25 protein-coding genes are annotated in these 25,725 nt (G+C 64.8%); 16 read left to right on the forward strand and 9 right to left on the reverse strand.

The window, feature by feature from the left end; translation table 11 throughout:
* The gene (locus tag CH273_RS17555; RefSeq protein WP_032396750.1) at positions 1-1,086 is read left to right on the forward strand and encodes a DNA polymerase domain-containing protein; all 1,086 of its coding nucleotides are present in this window, start codon (positions 1-3) and stop codon (positions 1,084-1,086) included.
* Between the two features lie 94 nt (positions 1,087-1,180).
* On the opposite strand, the gene nhaA is transcribed toward CH273_RS17555, so the two are convergent.
* On the reverse strand, positions 1,181-3,037 hold the full coding sequence (gene nhaA, locus CH273_RS17560) for a Na+/H+ antiporter NhaA (RefSeq protein ID WP_032396749.1): 1,857 nt from the start codon (positions 3,035-3,037) through the stop codon (positions 1,181-1,183).
* 222 nt (positions 3,038-3,259) lie between these two features.
* On the opposite strand from nhaA, the gene CH273_RS17565 reads away from it, so the two are divergent.
* Both CH273_RS17565 and CH273_RS17570 read left to right on the forward strand, forming a co-directional pair.
* On the forward strand, positions 3,260-4,285 hold the full coding sequence (locus CH273_RS17565; RefSeq protein WP_032396748.1) for a zinc-binding metallopeptidase family protein: 1,026 nt from the start codon (positions 3,260-3,262) through the stop codon (positions 4,283-4,285).
* Between the two features lie 98 nt (positions 4,286-4,383).
* Entirely contained in the window at positions 4,384-5,121 is a 738-nt protein-coding gene (locus CH273_RS17570; protein WP_094638027.1) for a GAF and ANTAR domain-containing protein, read from the forward strand.
* 6 nt (positions 5,122-5,127) lie between these two features.
* On the opposite strand, the gene CH273_RS17575 is transcribed toward CH273_RS17570, so the two are convergent.
* The 4 genes from CH273_RS17575 to CH273_RS17590 are packed head-to-tail and all read right to left on the reverse strand — an operon-like array spanning position 5,128 to position 8,226.
* Positions 5,128-5,775: an SAM-dependent methyltransferase gene (locus tag CH273_RS17575; RefSeq protein WP_032396747.1), complete on the reverse strand. Its 648-nt coding sequence runs from the start codon at positions 5,773-5,775 to the stop codon at positions 5,128-5,130.
* The gene (locus CH273_RS17580) at positions 5,772-6,521 is read right to left on the reverse strand and encodes a PIG-L deacetylase family protein (RefSeq protein WP_032396746.1); all 750 of its coding nucleotides are present in this window, start codon (positions 6,519-6,521) and stop codon (positions 5,772-5,774) included. The genes CH273_RS17575 and CH273_RS17580 overlap by 4 nt, the downstream gene beginning before the upstream one ends.
* Positions 6,515-7,510, reverse strand: a complete 996-nt coding sequence (locus tag CH273_RS17585) for an acyl-CoA dehydrogenase family protein (protein ID WP_032396745.1) — start codon at positions 7,508-7,510, stop codon at positions 6,515-6,517. The genes CH273_RS17580 and CH273_RS17585 overlap by 7 nt, the downstream gene beginning before the upstream one ends.
* Positions 7,507-8,226 carry a glycosyltransferase family 2 protein gene (locus CH273_RS17590; RefSeq protein ID WP_032396744.1) on the reverse strand — a complete coding sequence of 240 codons (720 nt, stop codon included), beginning with the start codon at positions 8,224-8,226 and terminating at the stop codon, positions 7,507-7,509. Before CH273_RS17590 ends, CH273_RS17585 begins: the two co-directional genes overlap by 4 nt.
* Positions 8,227-8,521: 295 nt before the next feature.
* Between CH273_RS17590 and CH273_RS17595 the strand changes: the two genes are divergently transcribed.
* The 5 genes from CH273_RS17595 (at position 8,522) to CH273_RS17615 (ending at position 13,821) form a co-directional block, all read left to right on the forward strand.
* The gene (locus tag CH273_RS17595; RefSeq protein ID WP_032396743.1) at positions 8,522-9,430 is read left to right on the forward strand and encodes a L,D-transpeptidase; all 909 of its coding nucleotides are present in this window, start codon (positions 8,522-8,524) and stop codon (positions 9,428-9,430) included.
* A 135-nt stretch (positions 9,431-9,565) separates the two neighbouring features.
* Positions 9,566-10,498, forward strand: coding sequence for a carbohydrate ABC transporter permease (locus CH273_RS17600; RefSeq protein WP_176459206.1), 933 nt, complete (start codon positions 9,566-9,568; stop codon positions 10,496-10,498).
* A gap of 26 nt (positions 10,499-10,524) precedes the next feature.
* Positions 10,525-11,385 (forward strand): carbohydrate ABC transporter permease, encoded by an 861-nt coding sequence (locus CH273_RS17605; protein WP_176459218.1) that lies wholly within the window; start codon positions 10,525-10,527, stop codon positions 11,383-11,385.
* Between the two features lie 28 nt (positions 11,386-11,413).
* On the forward strand, positions 11,414-12,739 hold the full coding sequence (locus CH273_RS17610; protein WP_032396740.1) for an ABC transporter substrate-binding protein: 1,326 nt from the start codon (positions 11,414-11,416) through the stop codon (positions 12,737-12,739).
* Positions 12,739-13,821, forward strand: a complete 1,083-nt coding sequence (locus CH273_RS17615) for an ABC transporter ATP-binding protein (protein WP_032396739.1) — start codon at positions 12,739-12,741, stop codon at positions 13,819-13,821. Before CH273_RS17610 ends, CH273_RS17615 begins: the two co-directional genes overlap by 1 nt.
* On the opposite strand, the gene CH273_RS17620 is transcribed toward CH273_RS17615, so the two are convergent.
* Both CH273_RS17620 and CH273_RS17625 read right to left on the reverse strand, forming a co-directional pair.
* Positions 13,799-15,109: a cytochrome P450 gene (locus CH273_RS17620; RefSeq protein WP_032396738.1), complete on the reverse strand. Its 1,311-nt coding sequence runs from the start codon at positions 15,107-15,109 to the stop codon at positions 13,799-13,801. The genes CH273_RS17615 and CH273_RS17620 overlap by 23 nt on opposite strands.
* Positions 15,110-15,144: 35 nt before the next feature.
* Positions 15,145-17,103 carry a M13 family metallopeptidase gene (locus tag CH273_RS17625; protein WP_032396737.1) on the reverse strand — a complete coding sequence of 653 codons (1,959 nt, stop codon included), beginning with the start codon at positions 17,101-17,103 and terminating at the stop codon, positions 15,145-15,147.
* Between the two features lie 54 nt (positions 17,104-17,157).
* Here CH273_RS17625 and CH273_RS17630 point away from each other — a divergent pair, with 54 nt between their 5' ends.
* From CH273_RS17630 to CH273_RS17645, 4 genes are all read left to right on the forward strand, one after another.
* Entirely contained in the window at positions 17,158-17,772 is a 615-nt protein-coding gene (locus tag CH273_RS17630; protein WP_032397276.1) for a TetR/AcrR family transcriptional regulator, read from the forward strand.
* The gene (locus CH273_RS17635) at positions 17,769-18,647 is read left to right on the forward strand and encodes an ABC transporter ATP-binding protein (protein ID WP_032396736.1); all 879 of its coding nucleotides are present in this window, start codon (positions 17,769-17,771) and stop codon (positions 18,645-18,647) included. The genes CH273_RS17630 and CH273_RS17635 overlap by 4 nt, the downstream gene beginning before the upstream one ends.
* Positions 18,644-20,227 carry an ABC transporter permease gene (locus CH273_RS17640; protein ID WP_230596934.1) on the forward strand — a complete coding sequence of 528 codons (1,584 nt, stop codon included), beginning with the start codon at positions 18,644-18,646 and terminating at the stop codon, positions 20,225-20,227. Before CH273_RS17635 ends, CH273_RS17640 begins: the two co-directional genes overlap by 4 nt.
* A gap of 105 nt (positions 20,228-20,332) precedes the next feature.
* Positions 20,333-21,451 carry a GGDEF domain-containing protein gene (locus tag CH273_RS17645; RefSeq protein WP_052049894.1) on the forward strand — a complete coding sequence of 373 codons (1,119 nt, stop codon included), beginning with the start codon at positions 20,333-20,335 and terminating at the stop codon, positions 21,449-21,451.
* 17 nt (positions 21,452-21,468) lie between these two features.
* On the opposite strand, the gene CH273_RS17650 is transcribed toward CH273_RS17645, so the two are convergent.
* Together CH273_RS17650 and CH273_RS17655 are read right to left on the reverse strand one after the other, a co-directional pair.
* Complete coding sequence (locus CH273_RS17650) at positions 21,469-21,945, reverse strand: DUF4190 domain-containing protein (RefSeq protein ID WP_230596931.1); 477 nt, start codon at positions 21,943-21,945, stop codon at positions 21,469-21,471.
* 111 nt (positions 21,946-22,056) lie between these two features.
* Positions 22,057-22,821 carry a pirin family protein gene (locus CH273_RS17655; RefSeq protein WP_032396735.1) on the reverse strand — a complete coding sequence of 255 codons (765 nt, stop codon included), beginning with the start codon at positions 22,819-22,821 and terminating at the stop codon, positions 22,057-22,059.
* 157 nt (positions 22,822-22,978) lie between these two features.
* Here CH273_RS17655 and CH273_RS17660 point away from each other — a divergent pair, with 157 nt between their 5' ends.
* The 4 genes from CH273_RS17660 to CH273_RS17670 form a co-directional block, all read left to right on the forward strand.
* Positions 22,979-24,364 carry a maltokinase N-terminal cap-like domain-containing protein gene (locus CH273_RS17660; RefSeq protein ID WP_052049892.1) on the forward strand — a complete coding sequence of 462 codons (1,386 nt, stop codon included), beginning with the start codon at positions 22,979-22,981 and terminating at the stop codon, positions 24,362-24,364.
* Between the two features lie 76 nt (positions 24,365-24,440).
* Positions 24,441-24,608: a hypothetical protein gene (locus CH273_RS27775; protein ID WP_176459207.1), complete on the forward strand. Its 168-nt coding sequence runs from the start codon at positions 24,441-24,443 to the stop codon at positions 24,606-24,608.
* Positions 24,609-24,703: 95 nt separating this feature from the next.
* Complete coding sequence (locus CH273_RS17665; protein ID WP_143546251.1) at positions 24,704-25,207, forward strand: GtrA family protein; 504 nt, start codon at positions 24,704-24,706, stop codon at positions 25,205-25,207.
* Between the two features lie 128 nt (positions 25,208-25,335).
* Positions 25,336-25,725 (forward strand): acyl-ACP desaturase (locus CH273_RS17670; protein WP_179275499.1); only part of this gene is annotated, 390 nt, incomplete at its 3' end.

A 25,725-nucleotide genomic window follows, 5' to 3' on the forward strand; every position in this document is an offset into this window, starting at 1 on the left:
ATGGCCGCGAAAACGCCTCCCGCGTTCGTGCAGGTCGGCGAGCGCGAAGTACGAGTGTCGAGCCCCGATCGCGTGATCTACGAGGCGACCGAACGTACTCCGGAGATCACCAAACTGCAGGTGTGCGAGTACTTCGCGGCCGTCGGGGAGCCGCTGATGCGGGCGATCGGAGATCGCCCCACCGCGATGGAACGATGGCCCGACGGCTATCGCGAGGGCATGCGGTTGGCGCTCGGCCCCCAGGACAAGGACGGCGACGGCTTCTATCAGAAGCGGTTGCCCAAGGGCGCTCCCGAGTGGATAGAGACGGTGAAGATCGCGTTCCCCAGCAAGCGCACCGCCGAGGAACTGTGTCCGTCCGAACCCGCGTCGCTGGTGTGGGCGGCGCAGATGGGTACGTTGACGTTTCATCCGTGGCCGGTCCGTCGACCGGACGTCGACCATCCCGACGAGTTGCGTCTCGATCTCGATCCACAACCGGGTACCACGTTATCGGACGCGCTGCGAGTAGCCGATGTGACGCGAGAGCTGTTGGAGGAGTTGGGCTTACGGGGATATCCGAAGACGAGCGGGAATCGGGGTATCCACATCTACGTTCGCATCGAGCCGCAGTACACCTTCGAGCAGGTGCGTCACGCGGCCATCGGTCTGGGTCGAGAACTCGAACGGCGCGACGACGGGGTGACCACCAACTGGTGGAAAGAGGAACGCGGAGAACGCATCTTCATCGACTACAACCAGAACAACCGCGACCGAACCATCGCCAGCGCCTGGAGTCTGCGGGCTCGACCGGGCGCGACGGTGAGCACTCCGATGACGTGGTCGCAGTTGGCCGACGTCACCGATCCACGTGAATACAACCTCGTGACGGTGCCGGAGCTTGTTCGGGACGGCGACCCGTGGGCCGATATGGACGAGCAGGCCTACTCCCTCGAACCTCTTCTGCACCTGTGGGAAACCCTGCCCGGCGGAGAGCTGAACTTCCCGCCCGATTACCCCAAGATGCCCGGAGAACCGCCACGAGTGCAGCCCTCGAAAAAGGTTGCCGAGCACTGGGATGCGGAGGGGAATCGCACGGACAGCTGACGGAGCTGCCAGAGCCGGGCAAGGTTGCACGCTACGAAGTCGAATCGAAGGGATTCAGTCGCCTCGAACGCGTTCCGTGCAACCCTGCCCACGATCACATGGATTCGAGCTCCCGGATCAACGTCGCCGCATCGTACGGTCCGATGTGCCGGGTGAGATTCTTGTCGCCGCGTCCCAGGTAGAACGTCGGGGTGCCGTCGACGTCCGAGGAGGTGGCGTCGAGTTCGTCGTCCTCGACGCGTACCACGTAGTCGCCGGTGCGGATGTCGTCCTCGAATCTGTCCATGTCCAGACCGAGTTCACGTGCGTAGCCGTCGATGTCGTCGGGCTCGAGGGCGTCGCTGTTACGGAACAACACGTCGGCCATCTCCCAGAACTTGCCCTGCGCGGCTGCGGCCTCGCTGGCGTATGCCGCGTAGCGAGCGTGTGGGTGATAGTCGTCGAGCGGCAGGTGCCGGTAGACGTATCGAAGGTCGTCGCCGAAGTGCTTGCGTACCTCGGCGACACTGCCGGTTGCCTTGCTGCAGAACGGGCATTCGAAATCCGCGTACTCCACGATGGTCAGTGGTGCATCCACCGGGCCGCGGATGTGATCGCGCTTGGCGTCGACCGGACGCAGAATGCGCAGGGATGCTTCGGCCTTCGGAGGATGAATCTTCTCGTCGATCCGGAAGAGGACCCAGCCGAGCAGTGCGGCGATCACCGAGGCCACCAACACGCCGACCCGTGCTTCGTCGGCCAGCAACGGGTCGTCGAGTGCAAGATCGATGATGAACAACGAAATCGTGAATCCGATTCCGGACATCGCGGCACCGCCTGCGATGTGTGAGAGCGTCAGTCCTGGAGCCAGGGACGACGGTCTCAACTTCGCGAAAACAGCGGATGCAGCGGTGATTCCGACGAGCTTGCCGAGAACGAGACCGGCGATGATGCCCCAGGTGAGCGTCGAGGTCGACGCGGCTTTCAGAGTGTCCGAGCTCAGCACGACTCCGGCGTTGGCGAGCGCGAAGATCGGCACGATGATGAAGGCCGTGTACGGCTGGTAGAGCCGCATGAGACGTTCGTTGACCGACACCGCGCGATCGAGTCCGAGACGGGCGGCTCGGGCGTATTCGGGATTGGGCGACTGCCGGAACGCGCGTGTCAGATCCGCCGCGCGTTCCACCTCGGTGCGGCGCGGCGGATAGACCGGAAGAATCAACGCGATCATCACTCCCGCGAGGGTGGGGTGAACTCCGGACTCGTACATCGCAACCCAGGTGAACAGTGCAACGACGAAGTACCCGACGCCGCGCCACACCTCGAGCCGACGCAGTAGGAAGATCAGCGCCAGACCGACGAACGCCAGCACCAACGGCCCCACGTCGAGGTTGTCGGTGTAGAAGAAGGCGATGATCGCCAGCGCGCCCACATCGTCCGCGACAGCGAGCGTGAGCAGGAAGATGCGCAACCGAGCGGCCTTCTTCGGGCCGAGGACGGCGAGTGCCCCGAGGAGGAACGCGGTGTCGGTGGAGATCACGACGCCCCATGCCTGGGCGGCGGGCCCGGACGGATTGAAGGCGAGAAACAGCAACGCCGGCGCGGCCAGACCGGCAACCGCCGCGACGATCGGGATGGCGGCACGAGATCGGTCGGTGAGCTCACCCATCGCGAACTCACGCTTGACCTCGAGCCCGACGACGAAGAAGAACAACGCCATGAGCCCGTCGTTGACCCAGTGGGCGAGGTCGAGGGAGATGCCGTGCTCGCCGACGGTGACGGAGAGTTCGGTGTGCCAGAACGACTGGTAGGTCTCGCCGAAGGGTGAGTTGGCCCAGATCAGCGCGATCAGTGTCGCTGCGAGCAGGAAGCCCGCCGCCAGGGTTTCGCTGTTCTTCTCGCCGCGGGCCCGCGAGATCCGTTCGGCGAAACGTGCCATGGGCCGATTCGTCGGCGTGATCTGATCTGCCATCTGCGGCCCGCATCCTCTCGAAGAGTGTTGTGAAGCAGTCTGTACCAACGTGTGGGTCGACGGTTTGCTTCCTTGCAGGTGACAGCCCGCAGAGTAACGTTATTGCGCTGTCGAACTCGCCGCACGGCGAGGGAGATGTGCACAACATATTCGATGAACGGCATTAGTCCGTCCAGAAACGGGAATACGAGCCCGACTCACCCCTGCCACGAAGGAACATCCATGCGTGATTTCATCTGCCGCAAATGCGGACAGAAGCTGTCGTTCGAGAACTCACTGTGTCTGAGCTGCTCGAGCGCGCTCGGCTTCCATCTGCCGAGCAGAGCTCTGCTGGTGCTCCCCGACAAGGCCGACGACGGTGTCGCCGAGGCCGAGGTGGACGGCACCACGTGGAAGATGTGCGCCAACCTCAACACGGCGCGCTGCAACTGGCTCGTCGACACCGACGACAGCGACGATCTCTGCGTGTCGTGCCGGCTCACGCGTACTCGCCCCGCCGACGACGACGTCGACGCGATGGCCGCCTACGCGGACGCCGAGACCAACAAGCGTCGCGTCGTACTCGAATTGACCGAATTGGGCCTGCCCATCGTCGGCCGGGACGAGGACGACACGACGGGACTGACGTTCGATCTGCTCTCGAGCGCGAACCAGCAGGTGATGACCGGCCACGACAACGGTCTGATCACCCTCGACCTCGCCGAGGGCGACGACGTGCACCGCGAACAGTTGCGTGTGGCGATGTCCGAGCCGTATCGCACCCTGGTCGGACACTTCCGTCACGAGATCGGCCACTACTACCAGATGGTGCTGGTCGGCAACGGTGAGCACCGCGCGGCGTTCGAGGAGCTCTTCGGCGATCCGGATTCCGATTACCAGGCCGCACTCGATCGCCACTACAGCGAGGGTGCGCCGGCCAACTGGGAGGACGATTACGTCTCCTCCTACGCCACCATGCACCCCGCCGAGGACTGGGCCGAAACGTTCGCGCACTATCTCCACATCCGCGACACGCTCGACACGGCTGCAGCCTTCGGTATGGCCCCGGCCGGTTCGACGCTGGAGAGCCCGCTGCCGGGTGACGTCGGTTTCGATCAGATCATCGAGTGGTGGCTGCCGTTGTCGTGGGCACTGAACCAGATCAACCGGTCGATGGGCCACCAGGACCTCTACCCGTTCGTGCTGCCTGCGACCGTCGTGAAGAAGATCGGATTCGTCCACTCGCTGATCGCCCCCAGCACACTCTGATGCCCGGCTAACGGTCCTCGCAGTTTTGCAGCCGGGGCGTATCCTGTGGTGTCGGCACTTCGCCGATACCGGGACGCGCCCCGGCGCAGCAGGACGAGGTGACCGCCATCAGCGAGCAGACACTGGACTCGACCGCCCATCCGCGCGTCACGGACTTCGAGCTCAGCCGACGACTGGCCGAGGTCGCCGAGAGACTACGTCGCCAGCACTCCGATCCCGATCGGGTCCTGGCCACGATCACCGAGGCGGCGGTGGCCAACATCCCGTCCGCCGAATTCGCGTCCATCACGACGGTGTTGCAGGGCAAGTTCGTGCACAGTGCGGCCCTCGTCGGCGATGTGGCGGGCCACTGCGACAAGATTCAGGAGCAGCTGGGCGAAGGTCCCTGCCTCGAATCGGCGATCGAACAGACCACCATCAGGATCGACGACATGGACAGCGATTCTCGCTGGCCACAGTTCACCGTCGCCGCCTCGGCGCTGGGTGTCAAGAGCATGATCTGCTTCCAGCTCTACGTCGAGGGCTTCAACTTCGGCGCGTTGAACCTCCACTCCACCCGAACGAACGCCTTCTCGGCCGAGGCCGAATCGATCGGTTCGCTGTTCGCTGCGCACGCGGCCATCGCGTTCTCCACCGCGCGTGAAGAACAGCAGATCCGGGCGGCATTGACGAGCCGAGACCTGATCGGTCAGGCCAAGGGCATGCTGATGGAGCGCTACAACCTGAACTCGCAGGCAGCATTCGCTTTGTTGGCCAAGCTCTCGCAGGACACCAACGTCAAGCTCGCCGACCTCGCCGCGCAGCTGGTCGCCGACGCGGCCGAATCGTCCGACTGAGTCGATTCACCGCACGTCGAGGCCGTCGGTGCTCGCGACCGACACGGCCGGGCCGTCCGAGGCGACGAAGACCTCGATCCGGACGTCCTCGTCCAGATAGCGACTCAGTAGTGCCAATCCCGGTGTGGCGGAAATGATCTCGTGAACGCGGTCACCCGAGATCGGGTAGTCGTCCACGTCGTGACGCCAGTGTGCAGCCACCAGGGTGCCCTCGGCTTCGAGGTGCTCGACGACGCGCGTCATCGCCGACGACAGGTCGTCGGCATCGAGGTAGTACCCGACCTCGCTGATGACGACAAGATCGAACGTCGCCTCGGGTGTGGGCAGGGTCGACCAGTCGTCGGACAGCGACCACAGCGCGAATTCGACTGCAGCAGTGTCACCTACGCGCCTCCGTGCCGAATCGAGGGCGCTGTGCACCACATCGGTCGAGACCACGTGATCGCACCGGATCGCCAACTGCTCGGTGAGCACCCCGATGGAGCAGCCGGGTTCGAGCGCGCGCCGATACTGCGGTTTCGGCAGCGAGGCCATGGTCAGCGCGTATTTGCGACGCTCGTACCACTTGCTGTCGAGCATGAACGGATCGTCCTTGTCCGCATAGACGGTGCGGAAGTACTCGGCACCGAGGCTTGTCCGAGAACCCTCGCTCACGCGAACACCACCTCGAACGGTCGCCGGTACCGAGCCAATATGTGCGGCGGCAACACCGCTCGATCCGCAGGGTGATCGGACAATGGGCGGATCTGCGAATCGAACTGCTCGATCGACGCTCGTTTGGCGTCGAGGGTGTGCGGCGGCAGGTCGATGCGGCGTCCACGTGTCCACGGCACGGCAGGATGATTCGGAGTTGCCCAGTGCCACATCCAGATCGGGTACTCCACCACCGGTATCCCGACGGCGTTCGCCGCGGTGAGACAGGCCCGCGCGGTGGCTTCGTGGTCGGGATGGCCGTCCCCGCGCCACGGCGTCAGACACCAGGTGCCGGGGGTGGCGTCGAGCAGCGGCATCAGCGCATCGGCCACCGCGCTCTCGTGGTTCTCGACGTCACCGTCTGCGATCTGCAGACGGATCGGGGAGTGGTCGATCCCCAATTCGGCCAACGCGCGCTCGGACTCGGCGGGGCGACGCGCACGCAGATCCTCTGCCGTGACGGTGGGGGAACCGGGATGGGAGCCGTCGCCGTCGGTCACGGCGACCACCCGAACATCGACGCCCGATGCCGCAGCCAGAGACAGCAGGCCGCCGACGCCGAGCACCTCGTCGTCCGGGTGCGGGGCGACGACGACCATGGTGAGGACGTCCTTCCACTGCAGGCCGGGAATGGACCAGTCGGCCGACATCCAGTCCGACTCGGCTGTGCCGACATCGGTTTCGGCATCGAATGCGTTCTCTACCAAGGGTTGTCCTCCTCTGCGATGTCGTGCCCGAGGGCTTCCAGGTCGCGCTCGGCGTGACTCTGCCGCAGGTAGACGGTGAGATCTGCGACGCGTCGGGCGTGTTGGGAATCGCTGCACAGCGGGCCTGCACCGAGAGCGCGACCGACGCGGTCGATGCACTGAGTTGCCGCATCCTCGACCACAGCCCGCACGATGCGGGCCCGGGTTCGGGCGCGACCGGATCGGTCGAACGGATCGGCATCCACCTCCGCTGCGGCGGTGGTCAGTGCGCTCGACGCCGCTCCGAGTGCGGCCGCGATGGCACCGAGATGTGCAGTACGGTGCGGATCGGGTCTGTTGCGGACGGCAGCATGAAGCGTGTCCGCCACCGCGCATGCGCTCCCGAACCAGGCTGCCGACACCCCGATCGCCCCGTGCCAGAAGCCCGGTCGTGTGAGGTAGTCGGTCGGGCCGCCGACCGCAACGGCAGGGACACTGTCGAAGGCGACCGAGCCGGAATCGCTCTCGCTCATCCCCACTGCATGCCACGTGTTCGGTACAGGAGTTGCGCCCGGGTGCGTCAGGTCGACGGCGAACAGCCGAGGGCTGCCCTGCACGCGTGCAGTCACGAGCGCATGTGTACACAGTGACGCGCCCGAGCACCACGGTTTCGTCCCGGTGAGAACCCAGCCCGAATCACCCGGCACTGCTTCGAGAATCGGAGCAGGCGGTTCCGCAGCCCACACTCCCCAGATCTGCCCACGCTGTGGCGTCGGGCCGTCGAGTTCGTGCAGGATCGCGATCGCGTCGGTATGCGCTTCGGACCACCGGCCCAACACCGTGTTGTGCCGACTCAGGGCGGCGAGCGATTGCCAGCGCAGATCGGTGTACCCCGAGCCGGGCAGCGCGAGGTCGAGACGACCGTCCGCCTCGAACGCCAAGAACGCGGCGCGCAACCCGGTGTCGACGTCGGCTCGGTCGGTGGATTCGAGAAAACCGGTCTCGCTCATGCGGTGGCCTCCAGGGCACGTAGGAATCCGGCCATGCCGTCGGGCGCTCGGCCGCGCAGCCGACCCGACGTCGTGACCGGAATGTCGCACACCCGACGGCACTCGAAGCCGCCGAGCTCGAGGCGTCGGACCAGATCGTGGTCCTCGCCGGTGATCAGAGGTGCAAATCCGCCGATGGAGAGATACTCCGCCGCTCGGACGCCGAGGTTGGCACCGTGCACGTGTGGGTGGCCGAACTCGTTTCGATAGTGCGCGTCGTACGACGACCGCAACCCGAGGTTCTCCTCGATGTGACCCTCGAAATCGACTGCCACCGTTCCGGCCACTGCCCGAGCGCCCTCGGCGGCGTGTCGGAGATGGCCGAGCAGCCAGTCCTCACCCACCCGGGTGTCGGCATCGGTGGTGGCGAACCACGTCGATGCACTGTGTTCGGGGCCGTGCGTCGCGAATCCGGCAGCTCTGGCCGCGCCGACGTTGCGGTGTGCCACCTCGAGAGCCGACACGGACGGGTGACGTGCCGCGATGCGCGCAGAGTCGTCGGTGCACGCATCGAGCACGACGATCGTCGAGACGGACACCGAGGCCACATCGCGGACTCGGCGTTGTGCTCGTACCAGGGCGGTCAGGCAGGCGTCGAGCAGATCCTGCTCGTTGTGCGCGGGTACGACGACGACGATGTGGGTGACGGGGGTGCGGGGGAAAGCATCGGAGATCACGGTCCACCCTTTACGGACACCGGACGAAGAAGAGTCCGTTTCGGAAACCGCCGGTGTCTGGACGGGATGTGCTCCCATCGCACATACCCGTTCCCCGGCTGCCGACACATCCGCCGCAGCCTGGTGAGACGGCTTCGGGACCGGTTGCGAGAAGATACTCGTACCGGTGGTTTCTTTCGTCCGTTTCGGGGATATCCGATTAGCAAATGTCGGGGCGGTATGTGTTAATGGGCGTTGCCCCGCGGCAGCACAGTTCGCGGGTGTCGCGACGCAGCACGAAGGATGGTCGGGTTACATGGCATCACCGGATCGCACACGCAGATTCGCCCGTATCGGCGCGATCGTTGCAGGTACAGCCCTTGCCGCGTCCGCCGCATTCGGTTCGGCACAGGCCGCGCCACTGTGGCCGGGCGGCCCGGACGTCTCCATCCCCGGGATGCCGGGATCGTCGGATCCGGCTGCACCCGCGCCGCAGCAGCTCACCCCGCAGCTCGCGCCCGCGAACTTCTCCGATCCGAGCATCAGCCCCTCGGGCGGCGAGGTCGTCGGAGTCGCGCAGCCCATCGCCATCCGCTTCGACGAGGCGATCGGCGATCGTGACGCCGCGCTGCGCGCCATCCGCGTCACCACCAGCCCGTCCGTACCCGGGCACTTCTACTGGATCAACGACACTCAGGTCCGGTGGCTGCCCAACGAGTTCTACCCGGCGCACACCCAGGTGACCGTCGAGGCGGGCGGAGCGAAGGCCGAATTCTCCACCGGCGACTCCATCATCACCACGGCCGACGACAACACCAAGCAGATCACCGTCACCCGCAACGGCGAGGTGGTCCGCACCATGCCCACCTCGATGGGCAAGGTCGGGCACGAGACCCCCAACGGCACCTACATCGTCGGCGAACGGTTCCGCGACATGTACATGGACTCGTCCACCTACGGCGTCCCCGTGGACTCCGAGGAGGGCTACCGCACCTACGTCGAGTACGCGACGCGCATCTCCTACAGCGGCATCTTCGTGCACGCTGCTCCGTGGTCGGAGTCGCAGCAGGGCTACTCCAACGCCTCGCACGGCTGCCTCAACGTCAGCACCGAAGATGGCAAGTGGTTCTTCGAGAACGCCCAGAAGGGCGACCCGGTCATCGTCGTCAACACCGACGGCGGCACCCTCAGCGGATCCGACGGTCTCGGAGACTGGAACCGTTGATGCCTGCGGCAGTGGTGCGGTTGAGTGCCGTAGAAGGCACATAACCACACCACTGCGCAGCATTTGGTCTGTACGACGGTGAGCGTTGGGGCTGAGTTCACCATTCGTTAGCCGAGGCTGAGCACAGTCCTCGCGGTGAGTGCAACAACCGAACGAGTGCTGCCCACGGCACGCGAGAAGCGATTCTTCTCCCGGCCGTGGACCGATTACGCACTGTTCCTGATTCTCGTGGGCCCCAATCTGGTTCTGCTGGGCGTGTTCACGTATCGGCCGCTGGTGGAGAACTTCCAGTTCTCGTTCTTCGACTGGAACCTGTCCTCGCCCACGTCCACGTTCGTCGGATTCGACAACTACCGCGAGTGGGCCTCCCGCGAGGACACCTGGCAGATCGTCGGCAACACCGTCGTGTTCACGGTCGCCGCGGTGGTGGGCTCACTGGTTCTCGGTCTGGTGCTGGCGCTGCTGCTCGATCGAAAGCTCAGGGGCCGCAACTTCGTTCGCTCCGCCGTGTTCGCTCCGTACGTCATCTCGGGTGCAGCGATCGGTATCGCATTCCAGTTCGTCTTCGACCCCAACTTCGGGCTCGTCCAGGATCTGATGCGACGCTTCGGCCTCGGTACCGTCCCGGACTTCTATCAGGACCCGAAGTGGGCGATGGTCATGATCACCGTGACGTACCTGTGGAAGAACCTGGGCTACACCTTCGTCATCTACCTCGCGGCTCTGCAGGGTGTGCGCAAGGAACTGATGGAAGCGGCCGAGATCGATCAGGCGAGCCGCTGGACCACGTTCCGCAAAGTGCTTCTGCCGCAACTGCGCCCGACGACGTTCTTTCTGTCGATCACGGTGCTGCTCAACTCGCTCCAGGTCTTCGACATCATCAACGTCATGACGCGCGGTGGCCCGCTGGGCACCGGCACCACCACGATGGTCTACCAGGTCTACGAGGAGACGTTCCGCAACTTCCGGGCCGGCTACGGTGCCACGGTCGCGACGATCCTGTTCCTCGTCCTGCTGATCGTCACCCTCGTACAGGTACGAATCATGGATCGAGACGATCAACGATGACAGTGACGAACAGGCCTCGGACGGCAATGCCGGAAAAGGTGCCAGGGCCGCGCGACCAGCAACGTGCGCGACGCAGCGCCAACATCCTCGGATACGCGGCCATGGTCGCCGTCCTGCTGATGATCGGTCTGCCACTGTTCTGGATCCTGATCACCTCCTTCAAGGATCGACCCGACATCTACGTTCAGCCGGTCACGTGGTGGCCCAGCGTGTTCCATCCACAGAACTACGACGAGGCGACGACGGAGGTGCCGTTCTTCACGTATCTGCGCAACTCCATCATCATCACCACGGCCGTGTCGTCCATCAAGTTCGTCCTCGGGGTTCTCAGTGCCTACGGACTGGTGTTCCTGCGCTTCCCGGGCAAGAACGTCGTCTTTCTCGTCATCATCGCCGCCCTCATGGTGCCCAATCAGATCACCGTCATCTCCAACTACTCGCTCATTTCCGAGTTGGGGTGGCGGAACTCGTTCCAGGGCATCATAATTCCGCTGGCGGGGGTCGCCTTCGGTACGTTCCTGATGCGCAACCACTTCCTGTCGCTGCCACCGGAGATCATCGAGGCCGCGCGGATGGACGGTGCCGGACCGGTACGGCTGATGTTCCGGGTGATCCTGCCGCTGTCCGGCCCGACCATGGTCGCCTTCGCCATCATCACGATCGTCACCGAATGGAACGAGTACCTCTGGCCGTTCCTGATGTCCGACGACTCGTCCGTCGCACCGCTTCCGGTCGGGTTGACGCTGCTCCAGAACAGCGAGGGCTACACCAACTGGGGGGCGGTGATGGCCGCGACGGTGCTGACCATTCTGCCGATCCTTCTCGTCTTTCTCGTCCTGCAACGCCACATGATCAAGGGCCTCACCTCCGGTGCGGTCAAGGGCTGATTCACCTCACTATCAGGAGTCGAACACCATGGCACACATCATCAATCGGCGTGGCTTCCTCACGCTCACCGGTGCGGCCGCGGCCGCCGCAGCCCTCGCTGCGTGCAGCGGCCCCGGATCGGGTGGGTCGGGCGGCGAGGCTGTCGAAGGCGACGCGAACACCATCAACTTCTGGTCGAACCACCCCGGCAAGTCCCAGGAGTTCGAGAAGGAACTGATCTCGCGCTTCCAGGCCGAGAACCCCGGCTTGACGGTCAATCTCATCGACGGTGGCAAGAACTACGAGGAGGTGTCGCAGAAGTTCAACGCGGCGCTGTCCGGCAACGATGTGCCCGACGTCGTCGTGCTCTCGGACGTCTGGTGGTTCAACTACGCCCTCACCGGTGCGATCGAGCCGCTCGACAAGCACTTCTCCGCGGCAGGCGTCGACCAGTCCGACTACGTGGATTCGCTGCTGGCAGACTACAACTGGAACGGCAGCCACTGGGCATTGCCGTACGCGCGCTCGACGCCGCTGTTCTACTACAACAAGGCCGTCTGGCAGCAGGCCGGACTGCCCGATCGCGGGCCGGCAACCTGGCAGGAGTTCGACGAATGGGGCCCGCGCATCCAGGCCGTCGTCGGAAACGGCAAGCTCGCTCACGGTTGGGGTAATGCCGTCGACTACCTCGGGTGGACGTTCGAGGGACCCATCTGGACGTTCGGGGGATCCTACTCCGATCAGTTCGAGCTCAAGTTCGACGACCCCAATACCATTGCGGCAGGCAAGTTCCTGCAGGACATGATCCACACCAAGAAGTACGCCGCGGTCTCCAACGACATCGCCAACGACTTCGCCGCCGGCATCATCGCGTCCACCATCGCCTCCACCGGCGACCTGTCCACCATCAAGGGCGGGGCGGCGTTCGAGTTCGGTACCGCGTTCCTGCCTGCCACCGAGGGGACCCCAGGTTGCCCCACCGGCGGAGCCGGTCTGGCCATTCCGGCGAAGATCTCGGACGAGCGAAAGGTCAACGCGCTCAAATTCATCGATTTCGTCACCAACGGTGCCAACACCGCGTACTTCTCCCAGAACACCGGCTACATGCCGGTCCGCAAGTCTGCGCAGCAGGACCCGTCGGAGATCGCATTCCTCGAGGCGAACCCCAACGCGAAGACGGCCGTGGACCAGTTGGCGCTGACGCGTTCCCAGGATTACGCCCGCGTGTTCGTCCCGGGCGGCGACAAGATCATCGGTAGTGGACTCGAGCAGATCGCGTTGCAGAATGCCGATGTCGCAACGACATTCGCATCCGTCTCGGATCAGTTGCAGCAGATCATCGACCGCCAGATCACCCCGAAGCTGCCGAAGTAATGGCCGCCGTTCACTACGCCGGTGTTTCGCACCGGTACCCGGGTGCCGATTCGCTCGCTGTCGACAACCTCGAACTCGACATCGCGGACGGTGAATTCATCGTTCTCGTCGGACCTTCGGGGTGTGGGAAGTCGACGAGTCTGCGAATGCTCGCCGGTCTCGAGTCCGTCGAAAGCGGTCACATCGACATCGGCGGAGTGGACGTCACGTCATTGGCCCCGCGGGCCAGGGATGTCGCGATGGTGTTCCAGAACTACGCGCTGTACCCCAACATGACCGTCGGCGACAACATGGGCTTCGCGCTGCGCAATGCCGGAATGAGCAAGTCCGACACCGCAGCACGAGTACTCGACGCCGCGAAGATGCTCGAGCTCGAGCCGTTGCTGAACCGCAAGCCCGGTAAGCTCTCGGGCGGACAGCGACAGCGAGTGGCCATGGGGCGCGCCATCGTGCGTCAACCCAAGGTGTTCTGCATGGACGAACCGTTGTCCAACCTCGACGCCAAACTGCGGGTGTCGACCAGGGCTCAGATCGCCGGTCTGCAGCGACGATTGGGCACCACGACGGTCTACGTCACCCACGATCAGGTCGAGGCCATGACCATGGGAGATCGCGTCGCCGTGTTGCTGGACGGCAAGTTGCAGCAGATCGCTGCGCCGCGGGAGCTGTACGACAATCCCGTCAACACGTTCGTCGCCGGATTCATCGGGTCACCCGGGATGAATCTGGTCGACGCCCCCGTGCGCGACGGCGCGGCCGTACTCGGTGAGTTGCGCATTCCCGTCCCGTCCTCGGCGGGCGAGCGGGTCGTCGTCGGCGTGCGACCGGAATCGTGGGATCTGGTCGGCGACAGTGCCGGCGGCCTGCAACTGACCGTCGAGCTGATCGAGGAACTGGGTGCGGAGTCGTTCGTCTACGCCTCCGCACCCGCCACGATCGATGGGTGGACCACCGCATCCGGGAGGATGTCGGTCCGAGTCGATCGCAAGCTGTCCATCGCACTGGCCGAAACCGTTCGGCTGGTACCCAAGCTGGACGAGCTGTTCTTCTTCGATTCCGTTACAGGCCTGCGGTTGTCGTAGCAGGCTCGCCGAGATTCACCGGGAGCGTGGCCCATCCGTGCAGGACACGGGTGTTGCGACGGGTTCCCTCGCCTGCCGACCGCAGGTGAGGGTACCGGTCGAACAGGGTCTTGAGGCCCACTTCCGATTCGGCCTTGGCCAGTGCAGCGCCGAGGCAGTAGTGCCGCCCGCCCGAGAACGACAGGTGCTTACCGGCATTGGCGCGAGTGACGTCGAAGCGATTGGGGTCCTCGAACACCAGCGGATCCCGATTGGCACCGGCCAGCACCAGCACGACGAGCTTGCCCGCGTGCACCGTCACTCCCTCGACCTCCACGTCGCGCTTGGCCATGCGGGCCGTGAGCTGTACGGGAGACTCCATCCGCAGCATCTCGTCGACAGCAGTGGGCCAGTGTGACGGATCCTGTTGCAGCACAGCCAGTTGGTCGGGGTGATCCAGCAGCAGTCGGATCCCACTGCCGAGCAGATTGACCGTCGTCTCGAACCCCGCAGCCAACACCAGACCTGCGGTGGCCCTGAGCTCCTCGTCGTTGAGGCCGACGCCCTCGTCCTCCGCGGCGATCAGCTGACTCATCAGATCGTCACCGGGATTGCGACGCAATCCGGCGATGTGTTGCGACAGCCAGGCGTCGAATCCGATCAGACCGCGTTCGACCTGCTTGAACTGAGACCACGACAATCCGATGTCGAGGCTGGGTGCGGCCATCTCGCCGAACTCGAGGACTCGCTGATTGTCCTCCACCGGCACTCCGAGGATGCGCCCGATGACCGCGACCGGTAGACGCGCACAGTAGCGATCGACGATGTCGACGACCGGAGAACCGTCGGACAGCTCGTCGAGCAGAGCATCGGCCGTTTCCTGCACCTGATCGCGCATCTTCTTCACCGCGCGGGCGGTGAAGACCGAGGACACCAGCTTGCGGTACCTCGTGTGGTCGGGTGGCTCGACCGAGAGCAGCGAGGGCGGCAGAATCGGGTGCAGTGCACCGGACCGGGTGTGCGCCTCGATCCAGCGCAGCGGCCCGGGGAGGGTTGCGCCCAGCTGGGTGACGCGGAAATCGTCCGAGCGCAACAGGTCGAACGCCACCCGGTGGTGCACGGTGATGTTCGAGATCCGTGTCTTCACCAGCGGCGCGGTGGCGCGCAACTCCTCGTAGACGGGTGTCGGATCGGCCCGGGTCGCCGGATCGACCAGCAGCATCGCTTGCCGATCACCTGCGGCCGCCCCCCGTTTGGCCGCGAAGCGCACCACCCCGTGCGCGGCCAGCCAGCGTGCGAATTCCTTCATCCGATGTCCCCTCCCCGTTGTGTACCAGCCTGTTGCTACCAGATCTTGACGCGCTTCCCCGGGTCCAAGTACAGCGCATCTCCGGGCCGTACGTCGAATGCTTCGTGAAAACTGTCGAGATTTCGCACGACGCCGTTGCAGCGGAACTCCGGCGGCGAGTGCGGATCGACGGCGAGTCTACGGATTGCCTCGGCATCGCGTGCCTTGGTGCGCCACACCTGTGACCACCCGAAGAACACACGCTGCAGGCCGGTCAGACCGTCGAGCACCGGCGCGTCCTTGCCTTCGAGCGAGATCTCGTAGGCGGCAACCGCGATCGACAGACCACCCAGATCACCGATGTTCTCGCCGATGGTGAACTCGCCGTTGACCTTGTGGCCGGGCAGTGCCTTGGGTTCGAATTCGTTGTACTGCTCGATCAGGGCCGTGGTGCGCTTGCCGAATTCGGTGCGGTCGCTGTCGGTCCACCAGTCCACCATGTTGCCGTCACCGTCGTACTTGGCGCCTTGATCGTCGAATCCGTGGCCGATCTCGTGACCGATGACGGCTCCGATACCGCCGTAGTTGGCCGCGTCGTCGGCCTCGGGGTCGAAGAACGGTGGCTGCAGAATGGCTGCGGGAAAGACGATCTCGTTCATGCCGGGGTTGTAGTACGCGTTGACGGTCTGCGGCGTCATGAACCACTCGTCACGGTCGACGGGTCCGCCGAGCTTGTCGAGGTCGCGCTGGTAGTCCGCGGTGTAGCCGCGACGGTAGTTGCCGAGCAGATCGTCGGCGCTGATCTCGACGCTCGAGTAATCGCGCCACCGATCGGGGTAGCCGATCTTGGGGGTGAACTTGCCCAGCTTGTCCAAGGCCTTCTCACGCGTCTCCGGGCTCATCCATTCGAGCTCGGAGATGTTGCGTCGATACGCCTCGGTGAGGTTCTCGACGAGCACCTGCATCCTGGCCTTGGAGTCGGCCGGGAAGTGGCGTTCGACGTAGAGCTTGCCGACGGCCTCCCCGAGCACGTCCTGAACCAGGGAGACTCCGCGCTTCCACCGCTCGCGATTCTCCTCGGTACCGGTCAGCGTCGTTCCGTAGAACGCGAAGTTCTCGTCCACGATCGCGCTCGTCAGAAACGGCGCACGCGAATGCACGACGCGCCAGGCCAGCCACGCCTTCCATGCCTCGATGTCCTCGGAAGTCCACAGCGAGACGAAGGTGCTGAGGAACGGTGGCTGCCGCACGACGATCTCGGCGAACTGCTCGGTAGTGGCACCGAGCCCGGAAATCCATGCAGCCCAATTGAAACCGGCACCATTCTGAACCAGGGTGTCGAAATCGACCAGGTTGTAGCTCTTCTCGGCGTCACGCCTGGCCACGACGTCCCAGTGGCCGGCGGCGATCTTCTGCTCGAGGTCGAACACCGTCTGCGCGTCGTACTCGATGCCGCTGAGCGCGAACATCTTCGAGATGTGCTCGAGGTAGCTCGTACGGATCTCGGCGTACTCGTCCTGGCGGTAGTACGACTCGTCCGGCAGGCCGATGCCGGATTGGCTGAAGTGGACCAGGTAGCGATCGGACTGCTTGGCGTCCGTGTCGACGTAGTGGCCGATTGCACCGCCGACGCCCGTGCGTTGCAGGGAGCCGAGAACGCCTGCGAGGGTGACGAGGTCGGTGGCGTCGGAGATGGCGGTGAGCTCGTCGGCGATCGGGGTGACGCCGAGTTGCTCGGCACGGTCGGCGTCCATGAAGCTCGAGAACAGGTCGCCGATCTTCTGCGCGTCGCTGCCCGCGGGCGGGTTCGCGGCGGCGGATTCTTCGATGATGGTCTGTACGTCGACCTCGGCGCGGTCGTACAGCGTGCGGAATGCTCCGTCGACTGCGCGGTCGGCCGGGATGTCGTATTCCTCGAGCCATTTGCCGTTGACGTGCACGAACAGGTCGTCCTGTGCGCGTGTGTTCTCGTCCTGGTAGCTGAGATCGATGCCCGAGTTCACTACTGAAGTCATGCGTCCATCTTTACACTCTTGCGCTCGATTGAACGGGTGTTTAATGTGCTGTACATGCGTTCAGCAACGGAGGATCTCACCACCAGGGCACGAATTCGCGACACCGCGATCGACGTCTTCGGCTCGCAGGGCTTCACCGCAGGGGTTCGGTCGATCGCCACCGCGGCAGGCGTCTCTCCCGGGCTGCTCAATCATCACTTCGGGTCCAAGGACGGGCTGCGCGCAGCGTGCGACGAGCATGTTCTGCGAGTGATCCGCGAATCGAAGACTGCCTCGGCTGCCCCCGCCGGCATGATGGAACAGCTGGCTCGAATCGACGAGTACGCGCCGCTCGTCGCGTACATCGTGCGCAGCTTCTCCGTGGGCGGCGCGTTGGCGCGAGAGTTGTTCGAGCACATGGTCGACGACGCCGTCCGCTACATCGACGACGGGGTCCGCGACGGCCGATTCACCCCCAGTCGAGACCCCGCGGCACGCGCCCGATTTCTGACGCGACAGAACGTCGGCGGATTGCTGCTGTACGTGCAGATGGCCGGCCCCGACGTCGATTTCCGCGAGGCCCTGAGCGCCCTCGGCACAGAGGTCATGTTGCCTGCGCTCGAGCTCTACACCGACGGACTGTTCACCGATTCCCAAGTTTTGGACACGTATCTGGAGGCCAAAGAATGACCGACGCAATCGCAGTGGACGGTCTGGTGAAGACGTTCGGCTCGGTTCGGGCGCTCGACGGACTGTCGCTGCACGTACCGACCGGTGAGGTGCACGGCTTCCTCGGTCCCAACGGAGCCGGCAAATCCACGACGATCCGCATCCTGCTGGGTCTGATCCGCGCGACGAAAGGCGATGTGCGGCTGCTCGGCAGCGACCCCTGGACCGACACCGTAGCGCTGCATCGACGCCTGGCCTATGTGCCGGGTGACGTGACGCTGTGGCCGTCGCTCACCGGCGGTGAGGTGATCGACCTGCTCGGCCGAATGCGAGGAGGTATCGACTCTGCTCGCCGCGCCGAGCTGATCGAGAGGTTCTCCCTCGACCCGGGCAAGCGCACCCGCACCTACTCCAAGGGCAATCGCCAGAAGGTGGCGCTGATCTCGGCTCTGGCGTCGAACGTGGAGTTGCTCGTCCTCGACGAACCCACCTCGGGACTCGATCCGCTGATGGAGCAGCACTTCGGCGACTGTGTGAAAGATGCTGCCCGACGCGGAGTCACGGTGCTGTTGTCCTCGCACATCCTGTCCGAGGTGGATGCACTGTGCAGTTCGGTGACGATCGTCAAGGACGGGCGGACGGTCGATACCGGGACTCTGGCGTCGATGCGACACCTGTCTCGTACGACGGTCACCGCCGATCTCGAGCGCATGCCCGACGCTTTGACCACGCTCGCGGGGGTGTCCGACGTCCGAGTCGCGGGATCCTCCGTCACCTGCACGGTGGAGAACGAAGCCCTTGCGGCGACGATGCACGTGCTGGCCGACGCCGGAGTCCGCAGCCTGGTCAGCTCCGCTCCGACACTCGAAGAACTGTTCCTGAGGTACTACGCATGAAGGCTCTGACAGGAACCGGCGCGTTGCTGCGGTTGTATCTGCGTCGCGATCGTCTGGTGGCACCGGTGTGGATCGTTCTGCTCGGGGCGTTGCCGCTGCTGTACGCGGTCAGCTTCGAGGGCCTGTATCCGACGGCGGCGGATCGTCAGGCGTTCTACCTCGGGACTCTGTCGGCGCCCGCGCAGGCAGCGCTCGTCGGCCCGATCTTCGGTAGTGACCTGGGAGCTCTGGTGTCCTGGCGTTCGGGGTTGGTGCTGGCGCTGGTTCCGCTGGCGGCGATCCTCACTGTGGTCCGTCACACCCGAGGTGAGGAGGATGCGGGTCGAACCGAGCTGATCGGATCGACGGCGGTGGGACGCTACGCCGGGTTGGCCGCGGCGATCGCGTTGGCGGGCGGCGCGGTGGCGGCGACGGGAATGTTGTCGTCTCTCTCGCTGTGGGCGTTCGGCCTGCCGGTGGCCGGGAGCGTCGCGTACGGGGCGTCGGTCGCTGTGGTGGGGATCGTCTTCGTCGGCTGTGCGGCAGTGTCGGCGCAGGTGGCGTCGGGAGCTCGGGTGGCTCGCGGTTACGCCCTCGGCGTGCTGGCCGCAGCGTTCGTTCTCAGAGCTGTCGGCGACATCGGCTCGGGAACCCTGTCGTGGTTCTCGCCGATCGGGTGGTCGGCGCAGGTGCGGCCGTTCGCCGACGAGAGGTGGTGGCCGCTGTTGCTGTCGCCGGCGGCGGCAGCCGCATTCTGTGCCACGGCATTCGTGGCAGCGAGTCGACGCGATCTCGGCAGTGGGCTGCGGGCCGAGCGCCGCGGGCGGGTGGCCGCCGCTCCGTCACTGTCCGGTCCCGTCGCTCTCGCCTGGCGACTCTCTCGCGGAACCATCGTCGTCTGGACCGTCGGGCTCGCCCTGTTCGGCACTGTCGTCGGAGCGTCCACGGACGGGATCGACGACCAGCTCGGCAGCAGTACTGCTATCAGCGACGCGCTCGGAAAATTCGGCGGCACCACACTCGAACAATCGTTCGTTGCGGCCGTGCTGAGCATCGTCGGCATCATGGTGGCGGCCTACTCGGTGTCGGCCCTGCTGCGGCTCCACGCCGAGGAAGAGGCAGGTCTGGCCGAGATCGTTCTCGCCACCGGCGTCTCGCGGATCCGCTGGCTGGCAGGGCACCTACTCCTGGCCGTTCTCGGCCCGGCGTGGCTGCTGCTGGTCGTCGGCCTCACCATCGGGCTGACGTACGGGTCGGCGACCGGCGGTGTCTCGGGCGAACTGCCGTCCGGCGTCGGCGGCGCACTGGGTCAGCTCCCGGCCGTATGGGTGGTGACGGCCATCGGCCTTGCCCTGTTCGGCGCTGTCCCCCGATTCGCGACCGTCCTGTGGGCCGTTCTGGGCGGCTTCGTCGCCGTCGGCCAGGTCGGGTCGGTCGTGGGCCTGCCTCAGCCGTGGCTCGACCTCTCGCCCTTCACTCATGTGCCGCGATTGCCGGGAGCGGCAGTCGAATTCGCGCCGATCGGATGGCTCGTCGTGATCGCCATCGTCGTCGGTATGGGAGGTTTCACAGCGTTCCGACAAAGAGGCATCCGAGGGTGATGTGCGTCCGATAGCATCGGGTGTGGCCGATTTGTCCGGCCCGGTCCGACATGGTGGCGTCCTGTCGGGTCCGTGATCTCTGAGCCGAACGCGCATGGAGGTTACGTGCACTCGACATTCCTGCGCACATGGTGGAACCAGCCGCACAGCTACGAGTCGGTGGTGAGCTACCTCGGGCTGCACGGTGCGCTCGCTCCGTATCGCCTCGCTGCATCCTTGAGTACGTTCTCGTACGGACTCGCCGCTGCCGCACTGTTGTTGCTCACCGATTCCCCGCCGGCCTCGACTGTCGGCCGGTCGATCATCGTGGTTGCGATCGTGTCGACGCTCGCGGTCGGTGTCGCCTGGCTGAAAGCTCCCTGGCCTTCGAAGCGGGTGTCTCTGTTGTTCGCCGTGTACTCGGACGTCGGAGTGACGCTGGTTCTGTTGTCCTACGGATCGCCCCAGACCACCTTCCTGGCCCTCGCGATGCTCGCAGCCAACAGCGTGTACGTCCAGCTCTTCCACAGTCCGAAAGTCATGGCGCTGCACTTGCTGTGGGCCGGGTCGGCCGTGACGCTCTTCTTCGTGCTGATCCTGCTCTCACCCGACACCGATCCCGGATTGGCCGTCGCGCAGCTGGTGGTGCTGTTGCCCATCACGTTCATGGGCCCCACGTTCTTCCAGTATCTGCTTCTCAAACTGCAGGTTCAGGCGCAGGCGGCCAACTTCGATCCACTCACTCGAGTGCGCAACCGGCGCGGGCTCGACGAGGCACTGCCGGTGTATTTCCTGGGGGCGAACGATGTGTCGGTGATGGTCGTCGACGTGGACCGATTCAAGTCGATCAACGACAGATTCGGTCACCACCAGGGGGACGCGGCCCTGCAACTCGTCGCACGTCGGTTGACGACGGACGGTGTGCTGGTTGCGCGGGTGGGCGGTGAAGAGTTCGCCGTGGTGACCAAATCGGCCGAGAATCAGGCCCTCGCACTGGCCGAGAAGTATCGCTGCGCCGCGCATTCCGCGGAGGACCCTGCACCCCTGACGGTGAGCATCGGCGTCGCGCACTGCACGTATCCGATTTCCGAGGACATCGACTTCGACATCGTGGAACTCACCACGCTGCTGTTGCGGCGAGCCGACGCGGCGATGTACGAAGCCAAGCAGCAGGGCGGCAACCAGGTGGTCGTGGCGGGCTCGACGCCCCGACGTGATCGGTCTCCGTCAGGCACCGAGACCTGAGTGCCTGACGCGGCGGCTCAGTTCGGTGTGGAGTCGTCGTACTGGTTCTCGACGTTCTGCTGGAATTCGTCGGCGCATTGCTGTTGTGCGGCAGTATCGCTGCCTGCGTTGCTGAGGCAGTCGGTGAAGTCCTGTCCACCGACCGCGTTGAACAGGCCGACCCCGACGACGACGAGAACGATCGACAGCGCTGCGGCCACGAAACCCAGAACGATCGCGATGAGTGACACGGTGCCGTTGGTGGCGGTGCGCTTCTTGTACCTGGAACGTCCGACGAAGCCGAGAACGATGGCGATCAGGCCGAGAAGAATGCCGCCGACGATGGTCCAGGAGAACAACACACCCAGAATCGCCAGGACCAGAGCCACCGTGCCGACGGTGTTCTTCGGTGCCGGTGGCTGTTGTTGGTAGCCGCCCTGCTGGGGGTACTCACCGGGTGAAGGGTAGTTTCCGGGCGGGGGATAGTTTCCGGGCGGCGGATTCTGATTCGACACGTTGAGTACCTCCGATATCGGCGATCGTGAACGCTCGGAGTGTATGTGGGTGGGCCCGGTGCACACAGGAGCCACGTGCTCCCGTGATCAACTTGTCATCGAACGGGTGAGTCACCCGCCGAGCCGCGAATGCATCTCCCAGATGAGTACCTCGGCCGATTCGGTCGCGGTAACACGTTGTCCGCCAGTGGAACTCATGCGGACCGCATCACCCTCCCAGAGCTCGCCCACCCCCTCGAGCGTGACGGTGCCGCGCGCGACGAACAGGTGCACGAACGGGGCGTCGGGCACGGTCACCGAGGCTCCGGGCAACAACCTTGCCGCGTGCAGTGCAGCCGACTTCTGGCCGATGGTGATCGCTGCCCGATCACGGTGCTTGTGCATTCCCGACGCGACGGTGACCAACCCGCCGCGCAGTAGTTCGTCGCCGATCTCGAGCTGTTCGTATCCGGGTGTGGCACCGGGACTGTCCGGGAGCACCCACATCTGCACGAAGCGAACGGGTTCGGTGTGCCTGTTGCCGTCGATGCTCCAGGAGTCGTTCTTCTCGGAGTGCATGATGCCCTTGCCCGCGGTCATCCGTTGCGCGAGGCCGGGATGGATGATTCCGGAGTGTCCGATGGAATCCTGATGCACCAGTGAACCCTGCATCACCCACGTGACGATCTCCATGTCGCGATGCGGATGTGTCTCGAAACCCTGACCGGCGGTGACGATGTCGTCGTTGTTGACCAGCAACAGTCCGTGATGGGTGTTGTCGGGGTCGTAGTGCTGGCCGAAGGAGAACGAATGTTTCGAGTCCAGCCAGGACACACGGGTTTTCGATCGATCACCGGCACGGTGTACGTCGATGTGGGCGGTCAGTGGAGCGGACATGTGACCACTCTACGAGTATGTCCGTGCACCGGCGTACGACCTGCATAACGTTCGGGTGTCTTTGCGGTCGGTGTGTGAGCGTCGCCGGGAGTGGGTAGGTTTCGCTGAGTACGGTCACAAGCTCCGCAAACTCCCCCGAAGGCGGCGAGAGATTCTCATGGTCGGTTCCAGCTCGAGTGTGGCACGCACGATCGAACCCCAGCTCGAGGATGCTCTGGCGGCGTGGTTGCCAGGTCAACGGTGGTTCGGCGCAAAGGGTTCGACGGTCGGAGCGGTGCGCATCGTCGCGCGCGACGTGCTCCTGGACGAGCCGCATTTCGCGGCCGAGCATCTGCTGGTGGAGGTGCAGCTGACGCAGGACGGCACCGCCGTGACGCAGACCTACCAGGTGCCATTGGGGTTCCGCACCGAGCTGACCGACGATCTCCGACCGTGGACCCTGCCCGTCGCAGGCGAGGTGGCCGTGTTCGACGGTTTACGCGACCCCGAGATCATCGCCCTGTACGGCGATGCGCTTGCCGCCGGGAAAGCCACTGGCAGCATCGAATTCAAGATCGTCGACGGTTCGAGTGTGCCGAGCGGTCTGCGCGGTCGGGTTCTGGGGGCAGAGCAGTCCAACACCTCGGTGATTCTCGGTGATCTGCTGTTGCTCAAGCTGTTTCGTCAGGTGCCGCCGGGAATCAGCCCCGATGTGGAACTGCATCGCGCGTTGGCGGCGGCGGGGAGCGTCAACGTCGCGCCGCTTCGCGGCTGGCTCGAAGCCGAAGTCGGCGGTGAACCCACGACGCTCGGCATGGCCCAGGATTTCGCCGCGAACTCCGCCGAAGGCTGGACTGCGGCGCTGGCCAGCGTGCAGGAGGTGTTCGATTCCCCGCAGACACCGATCGAAGAACTGCCGGCCGATTTCGCCTCGGACGCGCATCGAATCGGAGCAGCTGTGGCGCAGGTACACCACGATTTGGCATCGGAGTTGGGCACCGCCGAGCGGTCGGTGGAATCCACTGCCGTCGAGGAGATCCTCGCCCGCATCTCGGGAGTGGCACGGGTGGTGCCGGAGATCGCACAGTACATCCCGGCGGCGACCGCGCTGATCTCGCGGGCGGAGGCGTCGAACAGCACCACGGTGCAGCGTATCCACGGCGACCTGCATCTGGGTCAGGTGCTGGGCACTCCCGAACGGTGGCTGCTCATCGATTTCGAGGGTGAGCCGGCCAAGACCCTGGCCGAGCGTAGGCAGATGGACAGCGCGCTGCGCGACGTCGCAGGAATGCTGCGCTCGTTCGACTACGCCGCCAATCACCTGCTGGTCGACCGCCCCGAGGACGAGTCGGCGCGTGAGCGGGCCGAGCAGTGGGCGGCGCGGAGCATCTCGGCGTTCTTCGACGGATACGCCTCGGTGGCCGGGCACGATCCCCGTGACGAGGCCGACCTGTTGCGTGCATACGAACTGGACAAGGCCGTGTACGAAGTTCTGTACGAGGCGCGCAATCGGCCCACCTGGCTGTCGTTGCCGATGCGGGCCGTAGCGCGCCTGGTGAGTTGAACTGCGACGCACGAGGGGCGACGTCGACCGGCCCGTCTACGACAAGTACCGTATTGCCTGACACGGGAGGCAGGACATGAACGGTATCTTGGCAATTTTCGGCATCGCGGTGGTCGTCGTCACCATCGTCGTAGTGGTCGTGCTCGTTGCGGTGTTGTTCGTCGCATCGATCAAGCCCGACAGCCTCAACATCGACCTGGACCGCAAGAAGCGTGCCCGGGAAGAAAGTTCCACGAAAGCCTGAGACTTCCGTCACGCCCGAGACCGATTCGTCGGTGTGCGGAGTTGTATCGAGTCGAAGCGCCGACCGACGCTTCCGGTTCTACAACTGGAGTCCTCGTGAGCATTTCCCTGAAAGCTCCAGCTGCGTCCGGTTCGTCGGGCTGTGCGCCCCGCATCAGGTCGCGGATTCTGGGGGAGTCGGTGCTCGCTCAGTTCACGCGGTTCGTGATCGTCGGGGTGTCGAGCAATGGTGTGTACGCCCTGTTGTTCTTAGCTCTCGCTTCCCTCGGATCGTTCACCGCCAACCTCGCGGGTGTGGCCGCAAGTACCGTCCTGGCCAACGAACTGCACCGCCGTCACACCTTCCATGCGACCGGTCGAGTCGGTTGGTTCCAGACTCAGTGGGAAGCCGGAGGACTGGCCCTGGTCGGGCTGGGTCTGAGTACCGCCTCACTGGCCGCAATGCACATCCTGTTCCCGGTGGCACCGACGTACGTACAGGTTCTGGTCGTGATCGCCGTGAGTGGCATCTTCGGAGCCGCCCGATTCCTCGCTCTCCGTGGCTGGGTGTTCCGTTCACCGACTCTCTCAACCCCCGTATCGAATCTCGCCACTCGGTGAGCTGTGAAATCGCACCACTCGGCCTCGCCGGTGATTGCGACCTCTAACAGAATCCGGGCAAGGCACCCCGCACGACGCATCGATCGCCCTAGGCTGGCGAGCCGACGTCAACGCGAGGAGGCATGTCGATGGCCAGGGATCTGACACAGCTCGAGCTTCTGCAAGAGCTGGTGCCCACTGCCGAGGACAATGTGAACCGTCACCTGTCCATGGCTCGGGAGTGGCACCCTCACGACTACGTGCCGTGGGACGAAGGTCGTAACTTCGCCGCACTCGGCGGCCAGGACTACGACCCGGAGCAGTCCAAGCTCTCCGACGTCGCACAGGCCGCGATGATCACCAACCTCCTCACCGAGGACAACCTGCCGTCGTACCACCGGGAGATCGCCGAGAACTTCTCCCAGGACGGTGCCTGGGGCACCTGGGTCGGCCGGTGGACCGCCGAGGAGAACCGGCACGGCATCGTCATGCGTGACTACCTCGTCGTCACCCGTGGCGTCGATCCCGTCGCCCTCGAA

It is taken from the genome of Rhodococcus sp. 05-339-2 (assembly GCF_002258965.1).
GTDB lineage: Bacteria > Actinomycetota > Actinomycetes > Mycobacteriales > Mycobacteriaceae > Rhodococcoides.

Coding starts and splice junctions, on each gene's coding strand:
- CH273_RS17555 (WP_032396750.1), top strand. CDS start 1: ATGGCCGCGAAAACGCCTCCCGCGTTCGTGCAGGTCGGCGAGCGCGAA.
- nhaA (WP_032396749.1), bottom strand. CDS start 3,037: ATGGCAGATCAGATCACGCCGACGAATCGGCCCATGGCACGTTTCGCC.
- CH273_RS17565 (WP_032396748.1), top strand. CDS start 3,260: ATGCGTGATTTCATCTGCCGCAAATGCGGACAGAAGCTGTCGTTCGAG.
- CH273_RS17585 (WP_032396745.1), bottom strand. CDS start 7,510: ATGAGCGAGACCGGTTTTCTCGAATCCACCGACCGAGCCGACGTCGAC.
- CH273_RS17595 (WP_032396743.1), top strand. CDS start 8,522: ATGGCATCACCGGATCGCACACGCAGATTCGCCCGTATCGGCGCGATC.
- CH273_RS17605 (WP_176459218.1), top strand. CDS start 10,525: ATGCCGGAAAAGGTGCCAGGGCCGCGCGACCAGCAACGTGCGCGACGC.
- CH273_RS17610 (WP_032396740.1), top strand. CDS start 11,414: ATGGCACACATCATCAATCGGCGTGGCTTCCTCACGCTCACCGGTGCG.
- CH273_RS17615 (WP_032396739.1), top strand. CDS start 12,739: ATGGCCGCCGTTCACTACGCCGGTGTTTCGCACCGGTACCCGGGTGCC.
- CH273_RS17620 (WP_032396738.1), bottom strand. CDS start 15,109: ATGAAGGAATTCGCACGCTGGCTGGCCGCGCACGGGGTGGTGCGCTTC.
- CH273_RS17625 (WP_032396737.1), bottom strand. CDS start 17,103: ATGACTTCAGTAGTGAACTCGGGCATCGATCTCAGCTACCAGGACGAG.
- CH273_RS17630 (WP_032397276.1), top strand. CDS start 17,158: ATGCGTTCAGCAACGGAGGATCTCACCACCAGGGCACGAATTCGCGAC.
- CH273_RS17635 (WP_032396736.1), top strand. CDS start 17,769: ATGACCGACGCAATCGCAGTGGACGGTCTGGTGAAGACGTTCGGCTCG.
- CH273_RS17640 (WP_230596934.1), top strand. CDS start 18,644: ATGAAGGCTCTGACAGGAACCGGCGCGTTGCTGCGGTTGTATCTGCGT.
- CH273_RS17655 (WP_032396735.1), bottom strand. CDS start 22,821: ATGTCCGCTCCACTGACCGCCCACATCGACGTACACCGTGCCGGTGAT.
- CH273_RS17660 (WP_052049892.1), top strand. CDS start 22,979: ATGGTCGGTTCCAGCTCGAGTGTGGCACGCACGATCGAACCCCAGCTC.
- CH273_RS27775 (WP_176459207.1), top strand. CDS start 24,441: ATGAACGGTATCTTGGCAATTTTCGGCATCGCGGTGGTCGTCGTCACC.